At 67.0% G+C, this 16,013-nt stretch carries 14 protein-coding genes; 4 read left to right on the top strand and 10 right to left on the bottom strand.

Annotated features, from left to right (window positions below; translation table 11 throughout):
- Window positions 1-12: 12 nt before the first annotated feature.
- Window positions 13-903, top strand: a complete 891-nt coding sequence (locus ACFW3F_RS08615) for a glycoside hydrolase family 16 protein (protein WP_388056245.1) — start codon at window positions 13-15, stop codon at window positions 901-903.
- Window positions 904-1,393: 490 nt separating this feature from the next.
- Here the strand turns inward: ACFW3F_RS08615 and ACFW3F_RS08620 are convergent, their stop codons facing one another.
- Window positions 1,394-2,797 (bottom strand): MFS transporter, encoded by a 1,404-nt coding sequence (locus tag ACFW3F_RS08620; RefSeq protein ID WP_388056247.1) that lies wholly within the window; start codon window positions 2,795-2,797, stop codon window positions 1,394-1,396.
- A 359-nt stretch (window positions 2,798-3,156) separates the two neighbouring features.
- Between ACFW3F_RS08620 and leuA the strand changes: the two genes are divergently transcribed.
- Entirely contained in the window at window positions 3,157-5,007 is a 1,851-nt protein-coding gene (gene leuA / locus ACFW3F_RS08625) for a 2-isopropylmalate synthase (protein ID WP_388056249.1), read from the top strand.
- Window positions 5,008-5,125: 118 nt separating this feature from the next.
- Window positions 5,126-6,145: an LLM class flavin-dependent oxidoreductase gene (locus tag ACFW3F_RS08630; protein ID WP_388056251.1), complete on the top strand. Its 1,020-nt coding sequence runs from the start codon at window positions 5,126-5,128 to the stop codon at window positions 6,143-6,145.
- A gap of 397 nt (window positions 6,146-6,542) precedes the next feature.
- On the opposite strand, the gene ACFW3F_RS08635 is transcribed toward ACFW3F_RS08630, so the two are convergent.
- From ACFW3F_RS08635 to ACFW3F_RS08675, 9 genes are read right to left on the bottom strand one after another with little or no spacing between them, the layout of a single operon-like run.
- Window positions 6,543-7,220, bottom strand: coding sequence for a hypothetical protein (locus tag ACFW3F_RS08635; protein WP_388056253.1), 678 nt, complete (start codon window positions 7,218-7,220; stop codon window positions 6,543-6,545).
- Window positions 7,217-8,209 carry an MlaD family protein gene (locus tag ACFW3F_RS08640; RefSeq protein WP_388056255.1) on the bottom strand — a complete coding sequence of 331 codons (993 nt, stop codon included), beginning with the start codon at window positions 8,207-8,209 and terminating at the stop codon, window positions 7,217-7,219. Before ACFW3F_RS08640 ends, ACFW3F_RS08635 begins: the two co-directional genes overlap by 4 nt.
- Window positions 8,206-9,264, bottom strand: coding sequence for an MlaD family protein (locus tag ACFW3F_RS08645; RefSeq protein WP_388056257.1), 1,059 nt, complete (start codon window positions 9,262-9,264; stop codon window positions 8,206-8,208). The genes ACFW3F_RS08640 and ACFW3F_RS08645 overlap by 4 nt, the downstream gene beginning before the upstream one ends.
- Window positions 9,261-10,403, bottom strand: a complete 1,143-nt coding sequence (locus ACFW3F_RS08650; RefSeq protein WP_388056259.1) for an MlaD family protein — start codon at window positions 10,401-10,403, stop codon at window positions 9,261-9,263. The genes ACFW3F_RS08645 and ACFW3F_RS08650 overlap by 4 nt, the downstream gene beginning before the upstream one ends.
- Entirely contained in the window at window positions 10,403-11,416 is a 1,014-nt protein-coding gene (locus ACFW3F_RS08655; RefSeq protein ID WP_388056261.1) for an MlaD family protein, read from the bottom strand. Before ACFW3F_RS08655 ends, ACFW3F_RS08650 begins: the two co-directional genes overlap by 1 nt.
- A complete protein-coding gene (locus tag ACFW3F_RS08660; RefSeq protein ID WP_388056263.1) occupies window positions 11,413-12,429 on the bottom strand; it encodes an MlaD family protein in 1,017 nt (338 codons plus the stop codon). The genes ACFW3F_RS08655 and ACFW3F_RS08660 overlap by 4 nt, the downstream gene beginning before the upstream one ends.
- Complete coding sequence (locus ACFW3F_RS08665) at window positions 12,426-13,466, bottom strand: Mce family protein (protein WP_388056265.1); 1,041 nt, start codon at window positions 13,464-13,466, stop codon at window positions 12,426-12,428. Before ACFW3F_RS08665 ends, ACFW3F_RS08660 begins: the two co-directional genes overlap by 4 nt.
- Window positions 13,467-13,470: 4 nt before the next feature.
- Complete coding sequence (locus ACFW3F_RS08670; RefSeq protein ID WP_388056267.1) at window positions 13,471-14,343, bottom strand: ABC transporter permease; 873 nt, start codon at window positions 14,341-14,343, stop codon at window positions 13,471-13,473.
- Between the two features lie 10 nt (window positions 14,344-14,353).
- Entirely contained in the window at window positions 14,354-15,181 is an 828-nt protein-coding gene (locus tag ACFW3F_RS08675; RefSeq protein ID WP_388056269.1) for an MlaE family ABC transporter permease, read from the bottom strand.
- 464 nt (window positions 15,182-15,645) lie between these two features.
- Here ACFW3F_RS08675 and ACFW3F_RS08680 point away from each other — a divergent pair, with 464 nt between their 5' ends.
- On the top strand, window positions 15,646-15,966 hold the full coding sequence (locus tag ACFW3F_RS08680) for a putative quinol monooxygenase (protein ID WP_388056271.1): 321 nt from the start codon (window positions 15,646-15,648) through the stop codon (window positions 15,964-15,966).
- Window positions 15,967-16,013: the final 47 nt, after the last annotated feature.

Consider the following 16,013-nt stretch of genomic DNA (forward strand, 5'->3'; position numbering starts at 1 on the left):
TACTTCTTCTGCATGACTGTCACACCTCCTCCGCGAGGACTTCTCCGCCGGGTGAGATCCCATCTCGCCCCCGTCGCCGCCATCACTGCACTGACAGCCGCGGCAGCGCTCTCGGTCCCGGCGACCGCCCATGCCGACGAACCTTTCGGTCTCGAGTTCAACGGTGCGGCAGGCACGTTGCCGTCGGCACTGCAGCACGAGACCGGCGCGGGCGGTTGGGGCAACAACGAGGTGCAGAACTACACCGCCGACAGGCTCAACTCGCGCCTCGACGGCAACGGCAACCTGCTCATCGAGGCGCGCCGCGCCGCGACGGGCGGTTGGACCTCGGCACGGCTCACCACGAAGGACAGCTTCGAGTTCACCTACGGGACGATCTCCGCGCGCATCTCGCTACCGCAGGGCCGCGGGCTGCACCCGGCGTTCTGGCTGCTGGGAACCGACATCGACGCCGTCGGGTACCCGGCGTCCGGTGAGGTCGACATCGCGGAGACGATCAACAACTCCGACTGGGTGCACGTGGGCGTGCACGGCCCGACGACCCTGGGAACCGCAGCCGGGTCGCTCGACATCTCGCTCACCGACCTCCTCCCCGGGCTCCCCCTGCCGGGGCCCCTCGCCGGTCGCTGGCAACGGGGCCACGACCTCACCGGCATCGACCCCGGCGACTTCCACGTGTACGCCGTGACCAAGTCGTCGTCACAGATCCGTTTCACCATCGACGGGAACTCGGTCTACACGATCAACCGGTCCTCACTCACCGGCGACGAGCGATGGGTCTTCGACAAGCCCATGTACGCGCTGCTCAACGTCGCCGTCGGTGGCATCTGGCCCGGGCCCCCGTCGTCGACGACCCCGAGTCCGTCGACGATGACCGTCGACTGGCTGCGCTACACCCCGTGAGCCGGCAGGTCGCCTGATTCGAGGGGTCCGCCCACCCACCGCTCCCTAACCCGAAAGAACCGCATAACCCCTGGTCCCTAAATCCGAAAGAGCCGCATAACCCCTGGTCCCTGAGGTGCGAGGAGCGCAAGCGACGAGCCACGAAGGGCTCGGTGAGACACGTTGCTACACCCTTCGTGGCTCGCGTCGCTCGCACCTCAGGGAGCATGGATTTCGGACACCGACGAGTGTTTTTTCGTGGTCCACGACGGCCGCCAGGCCGCAGATACTGAGGAGCGCCCGGAGCTTGCGGGGGAGGGCGCGTCCCCCTCCGCTCCCTGAGGAGCGCCCGGAGCTTGCGGGGGGCGCGTCCCCCTCCGCTCCCCGAGGAGCGCCCGGAGCTTGCGGAGGGCGCGTCACGAAGGGTCCGACGACCGTCGTCTCACAGACGACTCCGCCCCGAGCCGACAGGCGCGGGGCGGAGTTGCGTGTGGGGTTGCGGGACATACGTTTACGTGGTCAGCACCTTGTCGTCGTCGGTGACCGACGCACGCATTGTCTTGTCCTTGGTCTCGACGATCATGATCGTGCACACCACGCTGAGGGCAGACAGGCCGGCGAGCAGGACACCCACCCAGATCGCACCCGGTCCGGCGATCAGCGGGGCGGCGATCAGCGGCGGGATGGCCCCGCCGAGGATGCCGGCGAGGTTGTAACCCATCCCCGCTCCGGTGTACCGGTAGCGCGCCTCGAACAATTCGGGCAGCAGAGCGCCTGCCGGTCCGTAGGCGATGCCGAAGATGAGCAGCGTCCCGAGGAGTCCGACCACGAAGGCGAGACCGCCGCCGATCTCGAGGATCGGGAACAGCACCAGCGACCACGGGATCGCGATGGCGCACGAGGTGAGGATGACGCGGCGACGCCCGACCCGATCCGACCACACCGCCGACGCCGCGGTCGACAGACCGAACACGATGGCCGCACCCATACCCGCGCTCAGCACGAAGGTCCGGGACAGATCCAGTGACTTGGTGCCGTAGTTCGTGAGGAACGCTGTGCCCATGTAGAAGAGCGAGAAGAGACTGGCCAGCGCGCCACCGGCGATGAGGATCTCGCGCCACTGGTGACGGAAGGCGTCGAGGAACGGCAGCGCGGGACCGTCGGCCGGACCGTCATCGGTTGCCTTGCGCTGCTGCACCTCCCGGAACACCGGGGTCTCTGCGACGGCGAGCCGAACCCACAGTCCGACGGCGACGAGAGCGAAGGACAAGATGAACGGGATCCGCCAGCCGTAGTCGAGGAAGGCCGAACTGGTCTCGCCGAGCGTCAGGCTCGCGATGAGGAACGTGAGGCTCGACAGGAAGAACGCGAAGGCCGGCCCGAGCTGCGGGAACATCGCGTACAGACCCCGCTTGCCCGGCGGGGCGTACTCGGCGGTGAGAAGCGTCGCGCCCGCCCATTCCCCGCCGACGGCGAAGCCCTGCAGGAACCGCAGGAACACGAGGAGGATGGGCGCCGCGATGCCGATGCCGGATTCGGCGAAGCCGAAGACACCGGTCTCGTAGCCGGGGAGCAGTCCGATCGCGACGGTGGCGATGCCCATGATGAGCAGGGTCCAGACCAGGGTGCGCTTACGGCCGATCCGGTCACCGAAGTGCCCGAACAACATTGCGCCGACCGGCCGCGCGAAGAAGGCCACGGCAAAGGTCGCGAAGGAGGCGATCGTTCCGGTGACCTCGTCGGCGGACGGGAAGAACACCGTCGGGAACACCAGGGCCGCGGCCGTGCCGTAGATGAAGAAGTCGTAGAACTCGATGGTCGTGCCGATGGAACTCGCGGCGGCCACTCGTCTAAGGCTCGTGCGCTTGCCCTCCGGAGGTTGGGTCACCGGGGGTTCGGCGGGGATGGTCGTCACTGGCGTTTGTCCCTTTCTGCGCCACGGCCGCGTCGGGGGTGGCGGCTCGCGATCCGGACAGCGTCGGTCCGGGTGCCCCTGTCCGCCGGCCGGATGAATTGGCTCACTCCGACTGCGAGGTGAGAGGCATGTCATAGTCTGGGACGCAGCTCGACGAGGCGGCACCCCCCGAAGAGGGGGCAGCCATAATTCGGTCCCACCTGCACCTTTGGTCGCCTCGTCGCCGGGGAGTACAGTCAAGCGCATGCAGCGCGCACTCCTCCTCGGTTGCCGCGGCGGGGTCTGAACCGACCGGCCCTCCGTCGCGGGGCCCAATCACGCGCCGGTCACTTTCCTTCCACACACGGAGAATGACCACCATGGCACCAGCAGACACCTTCACTTCCGGCGCCAGCCGAATCGTCGAGCCCGCAGGCCCGATTCCCGCCGGACAACCCGTATGGAACCCGCAGCGCAGTTCGGCGATGCCGGTACACCGTTACCGCCAGTTCGCCGACGAGGTCGAGACGGTCACGGTTCCCGACCGCACGTGGCCCGACAAGGTCATCACCACCGCACCGATGTGGTGCGCCGTCGACCTGCGCGACGGTAATCAGGCCCTGATCGATCCGATGAGCCCGGCGCGCAAGCGACGCATGTTCGACCTCCTGGTGCGGATGGGCTACAAGGAGATCGAGGTCGGTTTCCCCTCGGCCAGCCAGACCGACTACGACTTCGTCCGCGAGATCATCGAGGACGGCGCGATCCCCGACGACGTGACGATCCAGGTCCTCACCCAGTGCCGCGACGAGCTGATCGAGCGCACCTTCGACGCCTGTCGCGGTGCATCCAACGTCATCGTGCACTTCTACAACTCGACGTCGGTCCTGCAGCGTCGGGTCGTGTTCCGCGCGGACAAGGCGGCCATCACCAAGATCGCCACCGACGCCGCGCACAAGGTCCTCGAGGTTCAGCAGAACTATCCCGACACCAACTGGCGCTACGAATACTCCCCGGAGTCCTACACGGGTACCGAGCTGAGCTTCGCCAAGGAGGTGTGCGACGCGGTCACCGAGATCATCGCCCCCACACCCGAGCGGCCGATGATCCTCAACCTGCCGGCGACCGTCGAGATGGCCACCCCCAACGTCTACGCCGACTCGATCGAGTGGATGCACCGCAATCTGGCCCGGCGCGACTCGGTCATCCTGAGCCTGCATCCCCACAACGACCGCGGAACCGCGGTCGCCGCAGCCGAACTCGGCTACCAGGCCGGCGCCGACCGGATCGAGGGATGCCTGTTCGGCAACGGCGAGCGCACCGGCAACGTGTGCCTCGTGACCCTCGGCATGAACATGTTCAGCCGGGGCGTCGACCCGCAGATCAGTTTCTCCGACATCGATGAGATCCGCCGGACGGTCGAGTACTGCAATCAGCTCAACGTCCCCGAGCGTCACCCCTACGGTGGCGACCTGGTCTACACCGCCTTCTCGGGTAGCCACCAGGACGCCATCAACAAGGGCCTCGACCAGATGAAGGTCGACGCGGACAACGCCGACGCCGACGTCGACGACATCACCTGGGCCGTCCCCTATCTGCCGATCGACCCCAAGGATGTCGGCCGCAACTACGAAGCGGTCATCCGCGTGAACAGTCAGTCCGGCAAGGGCGGCGTCGCGTACATCATGAAGGCCGATCACGGCATGAACCTGCCGCGACGTCTGCAGATCGAGTTCAGCCGCGAGATCCAGAAGATCACCGACGGCGAGGGCGGCGAGGTCAACCCCAAGGAGATGTGGGATGTCTTCGCGGAGAACTACCTTCATCCGGTCTGGCCGCTGGAGCGGATTCGCCAGAAGGTCGACGCCGCCGAGGTGGACGGCGGCGATGACCACATCACCGCGGTCGTGAAGGTCGAGGGCAACGAGCGCGAGATCGCCGGGTCGGGCAACGGCCCGCTGGCAGCCTTCGTCGACGCCCTGGGCAATGTCGGTTACGAGGTCCGGGTTCTCGACTACAGCGAGCACGCACTGACCGCGGGCGGCGACGCCAGCGCCGCGGCGTACGTGGAGACCGAGGTCAACGGCGAAACCGTGTGGGGCGTCGGCATCGCGTCGTCGATCACCACCGCCAGCCTCCGCGCGGTCGTGTCGGCAGTGAACCGCGCCTACCGGGTGAACTCGACACCGACTGCCGAGGACGAGACTGCTCCCGGCACCTGGGCCCCCTGACCGCCCGGCCTTCACGCCGCGCCTCCGCCAGACCGCTTCCGTCCGCTGATCCCCGGTGGGTCGCCGGACGGAAGCGGCATCGCGGGAACAAAACGGACCCGGGTTTCATTTAGAGGGCATGAAGAACATCGGTTTCCTGTCGTTCGGCCACTGGTCGGACGCCCACGGGTCCCAGGTGCGATCCGGCGCCGACACACTGCTCCAGTCGATCGACCTGGCGGTGGCCGCCGAGGAACTCGGCGTCGACGGCGCGTACTACCGGGTGCATCACTTCGCCCGGCAGCTCGCCTCGCCGTTCCCGCTGCTGGCTGCCATCGGCGCCAAGACCAGCCGCATCGAGATCGGCACCGGGGTCATCGACATGCGGTACGAGAACCCGCTCTATATGGCCGAGGATGCCGGCGCCGCCGATCTGATCTCGGAGGGCCGGCTTCAGCTCGGCATCAGCCGAGGATCGCCCGAGCAGGTCATCGACGGCTACAAGTACTTCGGATACGTCCCACCCGAAGGCTCGACGGACGCCGAGATGGCGCGGCAGCACACCGAGGTGTTCCTGCGCGTCATCGAGGGAGGCGGCTTCGCCACACCCAATCCCCGTCCGATGTTCCCCAACCCTCCGGGTCTGTTGCCCATCGAGCCGCAGTCACCCGGTCTCCGTGACCGCATCTGGTGGGGCGCCGGGAGCCGGGCAACCGCGGAATGGACCGCACAGCAGGGTATGAACCTGATGAGCTCGACGCTGCTGACCGAGGACACCGGCGTGCCCTTCCACCAGTTGCAGGCCGAACAGATCCAGCGGTTCCGCAAGGCATGGGCCGACGCCGGACATCCGCGCGAGCCGCGAGTGTCGGTGAGCCGCAGCATCTTCGCCATCGTCGACGACCGCGACCGCGCCTACTTCGGACGCGGTGGCGCCGAATCGGATCAGGTCGGCGTCATCGACAACAGCGTGGCCCGCTTCGGTCGGAGCTACGCCGACGAGCCGGACAAGCTGATCGAGCAGTTGCGTGAGGACGAGGCGATCGCGGCGGCCGACACGCTGTTGCTGACCGTGCCGAACCAACTCGGCGTGGACTACAACGCCCACGTCCTCGAGTCGATCCTCACGCACGTGGCACCGGCCCTCGGCTGGCGCTGACCGTTCTGTTCCCTGATCCGAAAGAAGCGACCACCCCTGTTCCCTGAGGCGCGTCCGGAGCTTGCGGAGGGCCACCCCCATCGCTCCCTAATCCGAAAGAACCGCATAACCCCTGGTCCCTGAGGTGCGAGGAGCGCAAGCAACGACCACCCCTGCTCCCTGAGGTGCGAGGAGCGCACGCAACGACCACCCCTGCTCCCTGAGGTGCGAGGAGCGAAAGCGACGAGCCTCGAAGGGGCCGGCGAGATGACGTCACGGGCCCTTCGAGGCTCGCTGCGCTCGCACCTCAGGGAACAGGGGGGCCTTCGTGCTCAATCAGGGAACAGGGGGCATTCGTGCTCAATCAGGGAGCAGGAGGTTCGCACCTCGGGGAACAGGAACCCCCCAGGCCGGCAGCTCAGTTGCCGCCGGAGGGCGCCGGATCGGCCTGACCCGGGAGTCCGGCGCCCAGGCCGCCGACATCGGTGATGGTCCAGTCACTTCCGCGGTCGAGCGTGATGGTGTAACTCGCAGTTGCGGCGACGCCGTCGGGGGTCTGGCGACTGGTGGAGTCCATGTCCACGAAAACCCGTACGACGTAGGCGTTCCCGTCGGAGTGCGCGACGGTCGCCGCGAGCTTCTCGGCCGTGGACACATACTGCATCTGCGTGAGCAGTGGCGCCACGACGTCCACCGCGGTACCCATCTTCTCCTTCAGCTGTTGCGTCACCCCGGTCTCGAGTGCGCGACGCCAGGCGTCGATGTCTTCGTAATCGACCTTCGAGACGCTCAGTGCGTAATCCCCCGCGACCCGCTCCGCCTCACCCTCGGCGGCGATCTTGCCGGTCAGCGACGTCAGTTCGTCATCGGAACCATCGGTGGCCCACAGTGTTCCGAAGACGACGGCGAGCACTGTGGCGACCACTGCCACCGCACCGAGGGCGATGAACGGACGACGAGACGCCGCCACGGGTTCCGCTGCCGGGTCGGGTCGCGACGACTCCTTCACCGCCACTGTGGAACCGCCGTCCGAGGTGCTGTCTCGGGCGTCGTCGGCCGACGAGGCCTCGTCGGCGGTGTTGTCGTGTTCGCTCATCGGGGGCTCCTTGACGTGCTGGGTATGTGGGGCGACGTGCCCGGGGCGGTCAGTTCGATGCGTACGCGATCGCCGGGCAGGGAATGGAGGGCACGGTCGAGTAGGTCGGCGATGTCGATCATGCCGACCAGCGGACCGGAGGCCTGCGTGATCGGGCGCAGAATCCCGCCGAGCGCCCGCAGGTCCGGGGACAGCTTCTCGAGCACGGCGACCAACTCTTGCTGCTCGTCGCGCCACGAACCCATGACCTCGCGTCCCCGGAGCTCGCGGGAGGCGAGGAAGAGGTATTCGTAGGACACTCCGAGCGACTCCCCGAACTCATCGAGTTGCGGGGGTGCGGAGATCATGGCCTGCTTCAATTCATCGGTCTTGGAGAGGATGTCGGTCATGTGGTCGGTCAGGGCATCGAGATGTCCTTGCCGCGAGGTGAGCGTGAGCAGCAGCAGGTCGGCGCCACGTCGGACCGCGGGTGTCACCTCGGACTGCACACCGGTCACGGACTGACTGAATGTGTCGATCAGTCGGGTGACCCGCTCGGGTTCGACTTGTTCGAGCATCGACGACGCATCCCCGAGCAACTGCGCCACCGAGGTCGGGATGTCCACAACCTGGGTGAGATGGGCACCGTCGGCGATGAAGGGTCCGGTGTCGGTCGCCGGCAGGAACGCGAACACGGGCTCGCCGAGCGCCGAGAGTTGCTCGACCTCGAGGTCGGTCTCGACCGGGACCAGTTGATCTGCCCAGTAGGACAGGCGGATTCGTACACCGCCCGGACGACCGGTCACCTCGTCGACCTGCCCGATGTTCACCCCGCGGTACACGACATCCGAGCCGGCGCGCAGGCCGGCCGAGTCCGTCAGGTCGACGGTGAGGCTCGTGTAGGTCCGCGTCGGGTCGGCAGCGAGGACACCGACCATCAGGTACCCGACGCCGAGCACCGTCGTCAGGAGCAACGCCATGATCGACGCCCAACTCGGTATCCGGCTCATCGGACCGCTCCGACCATCTTCAGCAGGAAGAGCGCGTTGGCGCTCACGTCCTGGCCGGCGACGCTCACCTCGGTGATGTTCACGTCGGGCCCCAACAGGAACGGGATCAACTTGTTTCTGGTGAGTGAAACCGCCGTCGCAGCATTACCTTTCACCTGGTGCGGACTCGCCGAAGGTTCACGAACCAGCGGTGCGACCGTCTCCAGGGTCGAGCGCACGTGCGGCAACCGCGGGATGAGCCACTCGAGGCCGGTCGTGAGCGTGCTGACGTCGATGACCACGTTGAGCACGGCTGTCATGAACTGGGGAACCCGCTCGAGCCGGTCGCGTGCCCTGTCGGAGAACACGAACCCGAGTTGGTCACGCATCGCGTCGAGGCGTGTGGTGAGCCGGGCGGTCGCCTCCAGCGTGCGATCGAGGGCGTCGACCTCGCCGGCGGCCTCGTTCACCGTCGCCGACGCGAACTCGGACAGGCCTCGAAGTTCGGCCACGTCGGTGGGCAGGGTCTTGTTCAGCTCGACGATCGCGTCCTGGAGTCGGGTGACGCTGCCCGCGTTCACGAAATCGGCCATCCGCGCGAGCACGTCTTCGATCTGGGGACCGGGGTCGGTCTCCGACAGGCCGATGGTGTCGCCATCCCGGAGCGTCTCGCTCCCGGTCTCCGACGGCGGGAGCAACGCGATGTAGATGTCTCCGAGCACGGAGGTCTGCCGTAACTCGGCACGTGTACCCCTGGGCAGTTCGACGTCGACTCGGACGTCGATGTGCGCGATCGCACTGGCATCGTCGAGCGTGATCGCCCGTAGCGAACCCACTTTCGCTCCGTTGCCACGGACTTCGGCACCAGCGGGCAGGCTGAGCAACGAGGTGAACTCGAGGTTCAGGCGATAGGTGGGGCCACCGACACCGGTGCCGGGCATCGCGTGATCACTCGGATTGAACGAGCACCCGACGCACAGCATCGCAACCGCGAGCACCAACCCGCACCATTCGAACAACCGCCGCGGGAGTCGGGGCGTCGACGGCTGCCCCGAACGGACGGGGGCGCGCCTCATCGATGCCCTCCCAGGTCGGTGAGAAGAAGTTGCGGAAGTGGCACGGTCACGATCGTGGTCGACGACGCCTCGCAGCGGCTACCCGGAATGCGTTTCAGCAGCGCGCACATCCGGCCGGCGTCGGAACTCGTAACCTGAACTCGCGGAGCGCGATAACCGATGCCGATTCCCCGCCCCGGGCCTTCGATCATCGCGTGCAGCATCTTCAGCACCGCCGGGATGGTCTGGAGCACCTCCGGCGACTGTTCGGCGCGGGTGCGCACCATGCTCACGATCGGGACGGATGCGTTGAGCACGTCCATGAACAGCGGAAAGTTCTGATTGAACAGCCGATCGAGCGGACCGAGCGCCGCCGCCAGCTTGCCGACGATCGTCTTCACCAGCCCGAGCAGGTGCTCGATGAGGGACAGGCCCGGACCGAAGGTCTTGATGGCGGTGGCGACGTTGTCCCAGTCGGCCGCGACGAACTCGCTCAGCTCCGCGCTGTTCTCGATGAGCGTGCCGAAGTCTCTCATGAACGCGTCCGGCGACTCCATCAACCGTCCGAGATCCCGGAGCTGTCCGTTGATCACCGGCCCGAGGTCGGACAGCTCACGATCGGCGCCGGCCAACAGGGCCTGCAGCGGCGGGCGTCCCGACTCGTCGGCTGTGGTGATCTGGGAGAAGAAGCGGGAGAACGAGTTCAGTGCGTCCGGGACGCTGATCGGCTCGGCCGTGCGGGATTCCGGGATGCAGGCCCCGTCGAACTCGCCCGTACCCGGGTCGCGCTCGGTGTTCACGAGTTCGACTCTGCGGTCGGTGAGGATCGAGGAGTTCACGATCGCGGCGCCGACGTTCTCGCCCAGCGTCCGATCGTCGATCGACATGGCGACCTGCACCACCGGTCCGTGTGGCTCGAGGCGGTCGACCGTGCCGACCGGTATCCCCCGGATCGTTACCGCTGCACCGGGATACAGGCCGAAGGAATTCTCGAACGCGGCGCAGAGTGCGAGGGGACCGCGGCTGTCGGTCGTGGCGAACGCCACGCTGCACAGCGCGACCACCGTGACCATCACGGTGAAGACGACGAGCCCGCGACGGCGACGAGCGCTCGGTCCGCCGCGCCGTCCTGTATCGACCGGCAGTTCCGAACCCGGCATCAGCACATCCGTCCGGGCACCGGGAGACACACGTCGGGTAGTCGCGCCGTCAGACCGCTTTGATCGACGAGGGCTTTTCCTTCCGGACCCGCCAGCTCACCGAGGCTCAGCAGGGTCGACCGCAGCTGGTCGGCCACCTGGTCTGTCCACTCGACCATCTCGCGGCTCAGATTCCGGGCCTCGACGAGCGGCGGCAGCAGTGGCTCGATCTTGTCCTGATAAGGGCCCGCGAGGAAGTCGAAGATGACCCCGACGAGGATGACGGTCGAGTCGGCGAACACGCGGACCTTCTCCTGCGCGGCGACCGTCTGCGGGCCGAGGATCGCGTAGGCACGGATGACCTCCGTGATCAGCGCCTTGTTGTCCTGCACTGCACCCAGATACTCGTTCGACAGCGACAGCAGGTCCCGGATCTGGTTCTTCTGCGCCGCGAAGAGCTCGAGCACCTTCTGCATGTCGGTGACCGAACCACGGACTGCGCCCGGCGACCCGTCGAGCGCCCGGGTCGTCGCCGACATGGCCGTACGGAGTGCATCGGTGTCGATGTCGTCGGTGACGCCGACCGCGCTGGACACGAGATCGTTGACCAGGAACGGCAGCTGCGCGCGGCTCTGGGGAATCGCCTCGCGCAGCGGCTCACCACCCGAGGGCATCAGCGCGAGGTAGAGACCGCCGACCGGGGTCAGCATGCGAACCGAGACGGACGTCGTATCACCCACGAACACATCGTTGCTGACCGAGAAGGCGACATCGACGTGGTCATCGCGAAGGGTCAGCCCGAGCACCTTGCCGACCGGGATGCCCGCGACTCGCACCGTGTCGCCGGCCCGGAGGTTGCCGGATTCGCTCACGGCGAGGTGAAAGGTGTTGTCGCCGGGTGGTTTCAGATAGAGGAAGGTGGTCGTCGCGACGACGAGCGCGACCACCGCGATACTGATCGTCGCCCACCACATCTGCGACCCGGACGACGCATCCTCGGCTCCGATGAGGGTTTTGCTTCGGGTGTCGGTCATCGGTTCCCCTTGCACACGGTGAGTGCGCGCCCCGCCATGAGCACGCCGGCGGTGATCGGTAGCGCGAGTTCGCCATTGCTACATGCGCGTGCCGGATTCGCACGCGGGATCAGCTGATTCAAGCCGCCGAGGACGCCGGGCAGGATCGACAACGACCGCACCGCGGCAGCCGTGTCCGGGATTACCTCGTCGATACGTCGCGTCACATCGTCGCTGGTGTTCTCGGCACCGAGCCCCATCAGACTGAGCGCGTCGGTCACTCGCAGGATCTCCGACAGTTCGACCGATCCCCTGTCCATCAGCGAGAGGAACTCCTCCATGCGGCTCGCGATGGGGATGAAGATCGAATGGAACACCTTGAGGATCGCCGACAGATTCGCCGAACGGCCGCCGATCTGCGCGGACACCCGCTCGAGATTGCCTACGATCGTCTCCATGACCGCGGTGCGGTCGGTCGCGTACGAGGTGAGTGTCGAGATGTCCCTGAGTACAGGTGCCATGTCGTCGCTTCCGCCGTCGACGAGCGCGACGAGGTTGGTTGCCAGACGGTTGTAGACCGCGGGATCCGCCGCACTCAGCAACGGCCGCAGGCCATTGAAGACGGTGGTGATGTCGAACGAGTCGGCCGTCTCGGTGACGGTCGCACCGTCCGGGAGAGTCGGTGCCGACGCGTCGCCGCGGATCACCTCCACGTAGCGCTGGCCGGCGAGATTCTGGAAGCGGATGGCCAGCTTGTCCTCTGACCGCAGTCGGTGTTCGTCCTGGAGATGAAAGGCCACCTCGGCGCGTGCGTCCTCGGTCAACTCGATCCCGGTCACCTTGCCGATCTGGACTCCGCGCATCCGGACGTCGGCGTTCTGCGTCAGCCCGAAGACGTCGCCGAACGTCGCTTCATAGTCGACGGTTTCGCCCGCCACCGGTCGCTGGATGGCCTGCACCATGAGGGCGACGATGATCGCGGCGGCCAGGCCGAGGATGGCCAACCGGACCGCGGACTGCCTCGGGGTCTTCATCGTGGCCCACCGGAACGCGTATCGCTCTCTGCTGCAGACGGACTCATGGCCGCGAGTGGCAGGTCGAAGGCGGGGAAGCCCTGCAGCAGCAGCTCGGTGTCGAGCTCCACGCGACCGTCGCGCCGGTGAAGCGCACCGTCCGCGCCGTCGAGCAACGTCGACACCTTCTGCGGTGTGACCCTGTCGAGGCCCTGGTTGAGTGGCACGAGTAGATCGAGCATGGCGTCCATCAGGCCGGCCATCGGGGCCAGCGCACCGACGAGACGACCGGCGAAGGAGAAGACCAGATTGGAGACCTCGACGATGGTCCCGTTGGCGAGTTCGACCTGCTCGGGGTCGTCGAGATCCTTCACCGATGCCAGGGAGTGCATGATGCCGAGCGCGGACGGTGTGAACGCCGCCGTACCCTCGGTGGCGTTCGCCAGCTTCGGGAGTAGTTGCGCCATGGGTAGGTTCATCTTCCGCTGCATGGTTCGGAGTACGAGGAGCCCTGATGCGAGCAGCGGCGCCGATGCGGCCGTCAGTTCGGCACCGGCGTCGAGTGAGGTCGCGAGGTCCCGGTTGACCACATCGATCAACAGCCTCCCGGAGTCGCGCATGATCGTCGTGATCGTGTCGTCGGACGCGCGGTCCCCGAGATCGAGCACCGACTGCGGGCGGAGTGACTCACCGGTGCCGGACGGGATCAGCTCGACGGCGGTCGACCCGAACACGGTGCCGGAGATGAAGCGGACGTCGAGTTCATCCGACAGCTCGCCGAACCGGTCCCCCTCGACCGACAGGGTCACCAACTGGTGACCGGGCCCGTGTGGACGATGGTCGACAACCTCGCCGACCGTGAGCCCGTGGAGCCGTACCGGGGTCGCCTCGCCGACCCCGTCGCCGAGGTCGGTGACCACGAGACCGAACCGCACGCCGCCCGCCGGTTCCGGAGTCACCCGCTGCCACAGGAAGATCCCCAGCACGACAACGAGAAGGAGGACACCCAGACCGCGCAGGCGGTACCCGTACGGGCTCGGTTCACGATGGTTGCTCATGTGGTCACCCCGCGAAGTCGATCGACGATTCGAGACCCCACATCAGCAAGGTCAGGATCATGTCGCACACGGTGATGGCGACCAGACTCGCGCGGATCGCCCGTCCGGACGCGACCCCGACGCCCTCGGGACCGCCGCTGGCGTAGAAACCCTGGTAAGCGTGGACGAGCGTGACGACCACGACGAAGACTGCGACCTTGATCAGCGAGTACACGAGGTCGACGGGCTCGATGAACATGTCGAAGTAGTGCTGGTAGGCGCCGGTCGCCTGGCCTTGGACGGCGGTGACCGTGAGGCGGGTGGTCGCGAAACCCAGTGCGAGCGCGATGAGATACGCGGGGATCACGGTCAGCACCGACGCGATGACGCGCGTGGAGACGACGTAGGGAACCGGATCGATCGCCTGCGCCTCGAGGGCGTCGATCTCCTCCGAGATCCGCATGGCACCGACCTCGGCGGTGATCCGGCAGCCCGCCTGCGCCGCGAAGCCGACCGCAGCGATCAGCGGGGCGAGCTCGCGCGGGTTCGCCAGCGCCGACATCGCGCCGGCGAGTGGACCGATGCCCAGCATGTCGAGCACCTCGAAGCCGATGATGCCGATCATCGCGCCGGAGACGACACCCATCAGCGCGAGCACCGGCGCCACGCCGCCGCCGACGATCACCGCCCGACCGTTACCCCAGGCGAGGTCGGTGAAGATCTCGGTGGTCTGGCGACGGTGTCTCCGCATCGCATGACCGGTGCCGCGCAGGGCCATCCACACGAAGTGGAACTGGCGTCCCAGTGCGTCGACCGGATCCCATAACCGGTCCACCGACCTGGTCCAGCCCAGGAGTCGACGTCGATGGACGGCTGGCTCGTTGAGGTCGGCAGTCATCTCGACCCGCTCACAGGAACCGGACAGGGACGAACATCAGCGTCAACTGGGTGAGAGCGAGGTTGAGGACGACGCACGCCAGAATGCCCAGGACGACAGCCGCATTGACGCCGTCGGCAACTCCTTTGGGCCCGCCCTTCGCCTCCAGCCCCCGGTGACAGGCGATGGCCGCGACCACGAAACCGAAGATCATCGCCTTGCCCAGGCAGATCAGCAGGTCGGTGACCGACGCGAAGCTCCCGAACGACAGCCAGTAGGAGCCCGGGGCAACGCCCTGCCCGACCGCCGCGACGACGAAGCTCGACAGGATGCTCATGAGGATCACCAGAACGGCCAGTGCCGGCGCCACCAGCGACATCGCGACCAGCCGGGGAGCGACAAGACGCTGGTGCGGGTCGATGCCCATGGTGCGCAACGCGTCGATCTCGTCGCGGATCGTGCGCGAACCGAGGTCCGACGCGATGGCCGATCCCCCGGCGCCGCCGACCAGAAGCGCGGTCGCCAGTGGCGCGATCTGCTGCATCACTCCCATTCCACCGACCGCACCCGCCATCGAGTTCGCGCCGACGTTCGCTGTGACGCTGCCGATCTGCACCGCGATCACCACGCCCATCGGGATGGAGATGAGGATCGCCGGCCAGAGGGCTACAGATACGAAGAACCACCCCTGAACCAGGCTCTCGCGCAATGGAAAACGTCCGGCAACGACCTCGGCGGCGGCAATCGCCGACGATCGGGCGGTCATGCGGACCAGCCGTCCGAAGGTGCGGATGCACGAGAGCAGATAGATGACCGGACCGGAGCGGAGCGGACCCACGCTCGCTGTGCTCACCGCCATCTCGACACCGCCCCCGCCACAGTTGCGTTCGGCAGATGTGACCGAACGCACGCAGCATAGGTATGCGTGATTCGGCCGAGCAAACCGCAATCCGCCCGGTGGGGTGCTCTGGGTCACCGGATCTGACCGCCGAGTAGAGCTGACCGCCCGCGCGCTCGAACCGGGTTCCGCGCAGTGGTTTTCGCCCGATTTCGGCTCTGGTCAGCAGTTTCGTGGAGACATCGACGCGACGACGTCTCATCAATCAGGCATCATGTGTAGTCACATTGACCCCTTCACTGTGTTCTCGGTCTCAATCTCGCGCGTGCACCCCTGCCACCCCTCCGATCGCTCGCGGCTCGAGGCGGACTCGGCCGAACGCACCCGAACGGAACGGTCCTCGCCTACCGTCACGGGAGTGTCCGGCGGCCGGTCCGGGCACCCATACCCCCGTACCGAGCCACCCCACGAACGGAGAACCCCGTATGTCGGAAGTGATCGTCATAGCCACCATCTCTCCCAAGCCCGGCGAGGAACAGGCGGTTCGGGAGGCCGTACTGACCGCGATCCCCGAAGTGCACGGTGAGCCCGGATGCGGGAAGTACGCGCTGCACGAAGCCACCGGCGACTCGACCGACCTGGTGATGATCGAACGTTGGGAATCCATGGAGGCCCTGGCTACCCACGGCGCTGCACCCGCCCTCACCGAACTCGGCAAGGCGATCGGCGGCCTGCTCGCCGGACCGCTCGACGTCCGCACGTTCACCGCAGTTCCCGCAGGTCAGGACGACAAGGGCACCATCTGACCCGACGCGGCTGCCGCCCTCACCCGTCCACGGGTGGGGGCTTCGTC

The sequence above is a fragment of the Gordonia sp. NPDC058843 genome, from assembly GCF_042743165.1.
In the GTDB taxonomy this organism is placed as follows: Bacteria; Actinomycetota; Actinomycetes; order Mycobacteriales; family Mycobacteriaceae; genus Gordonia.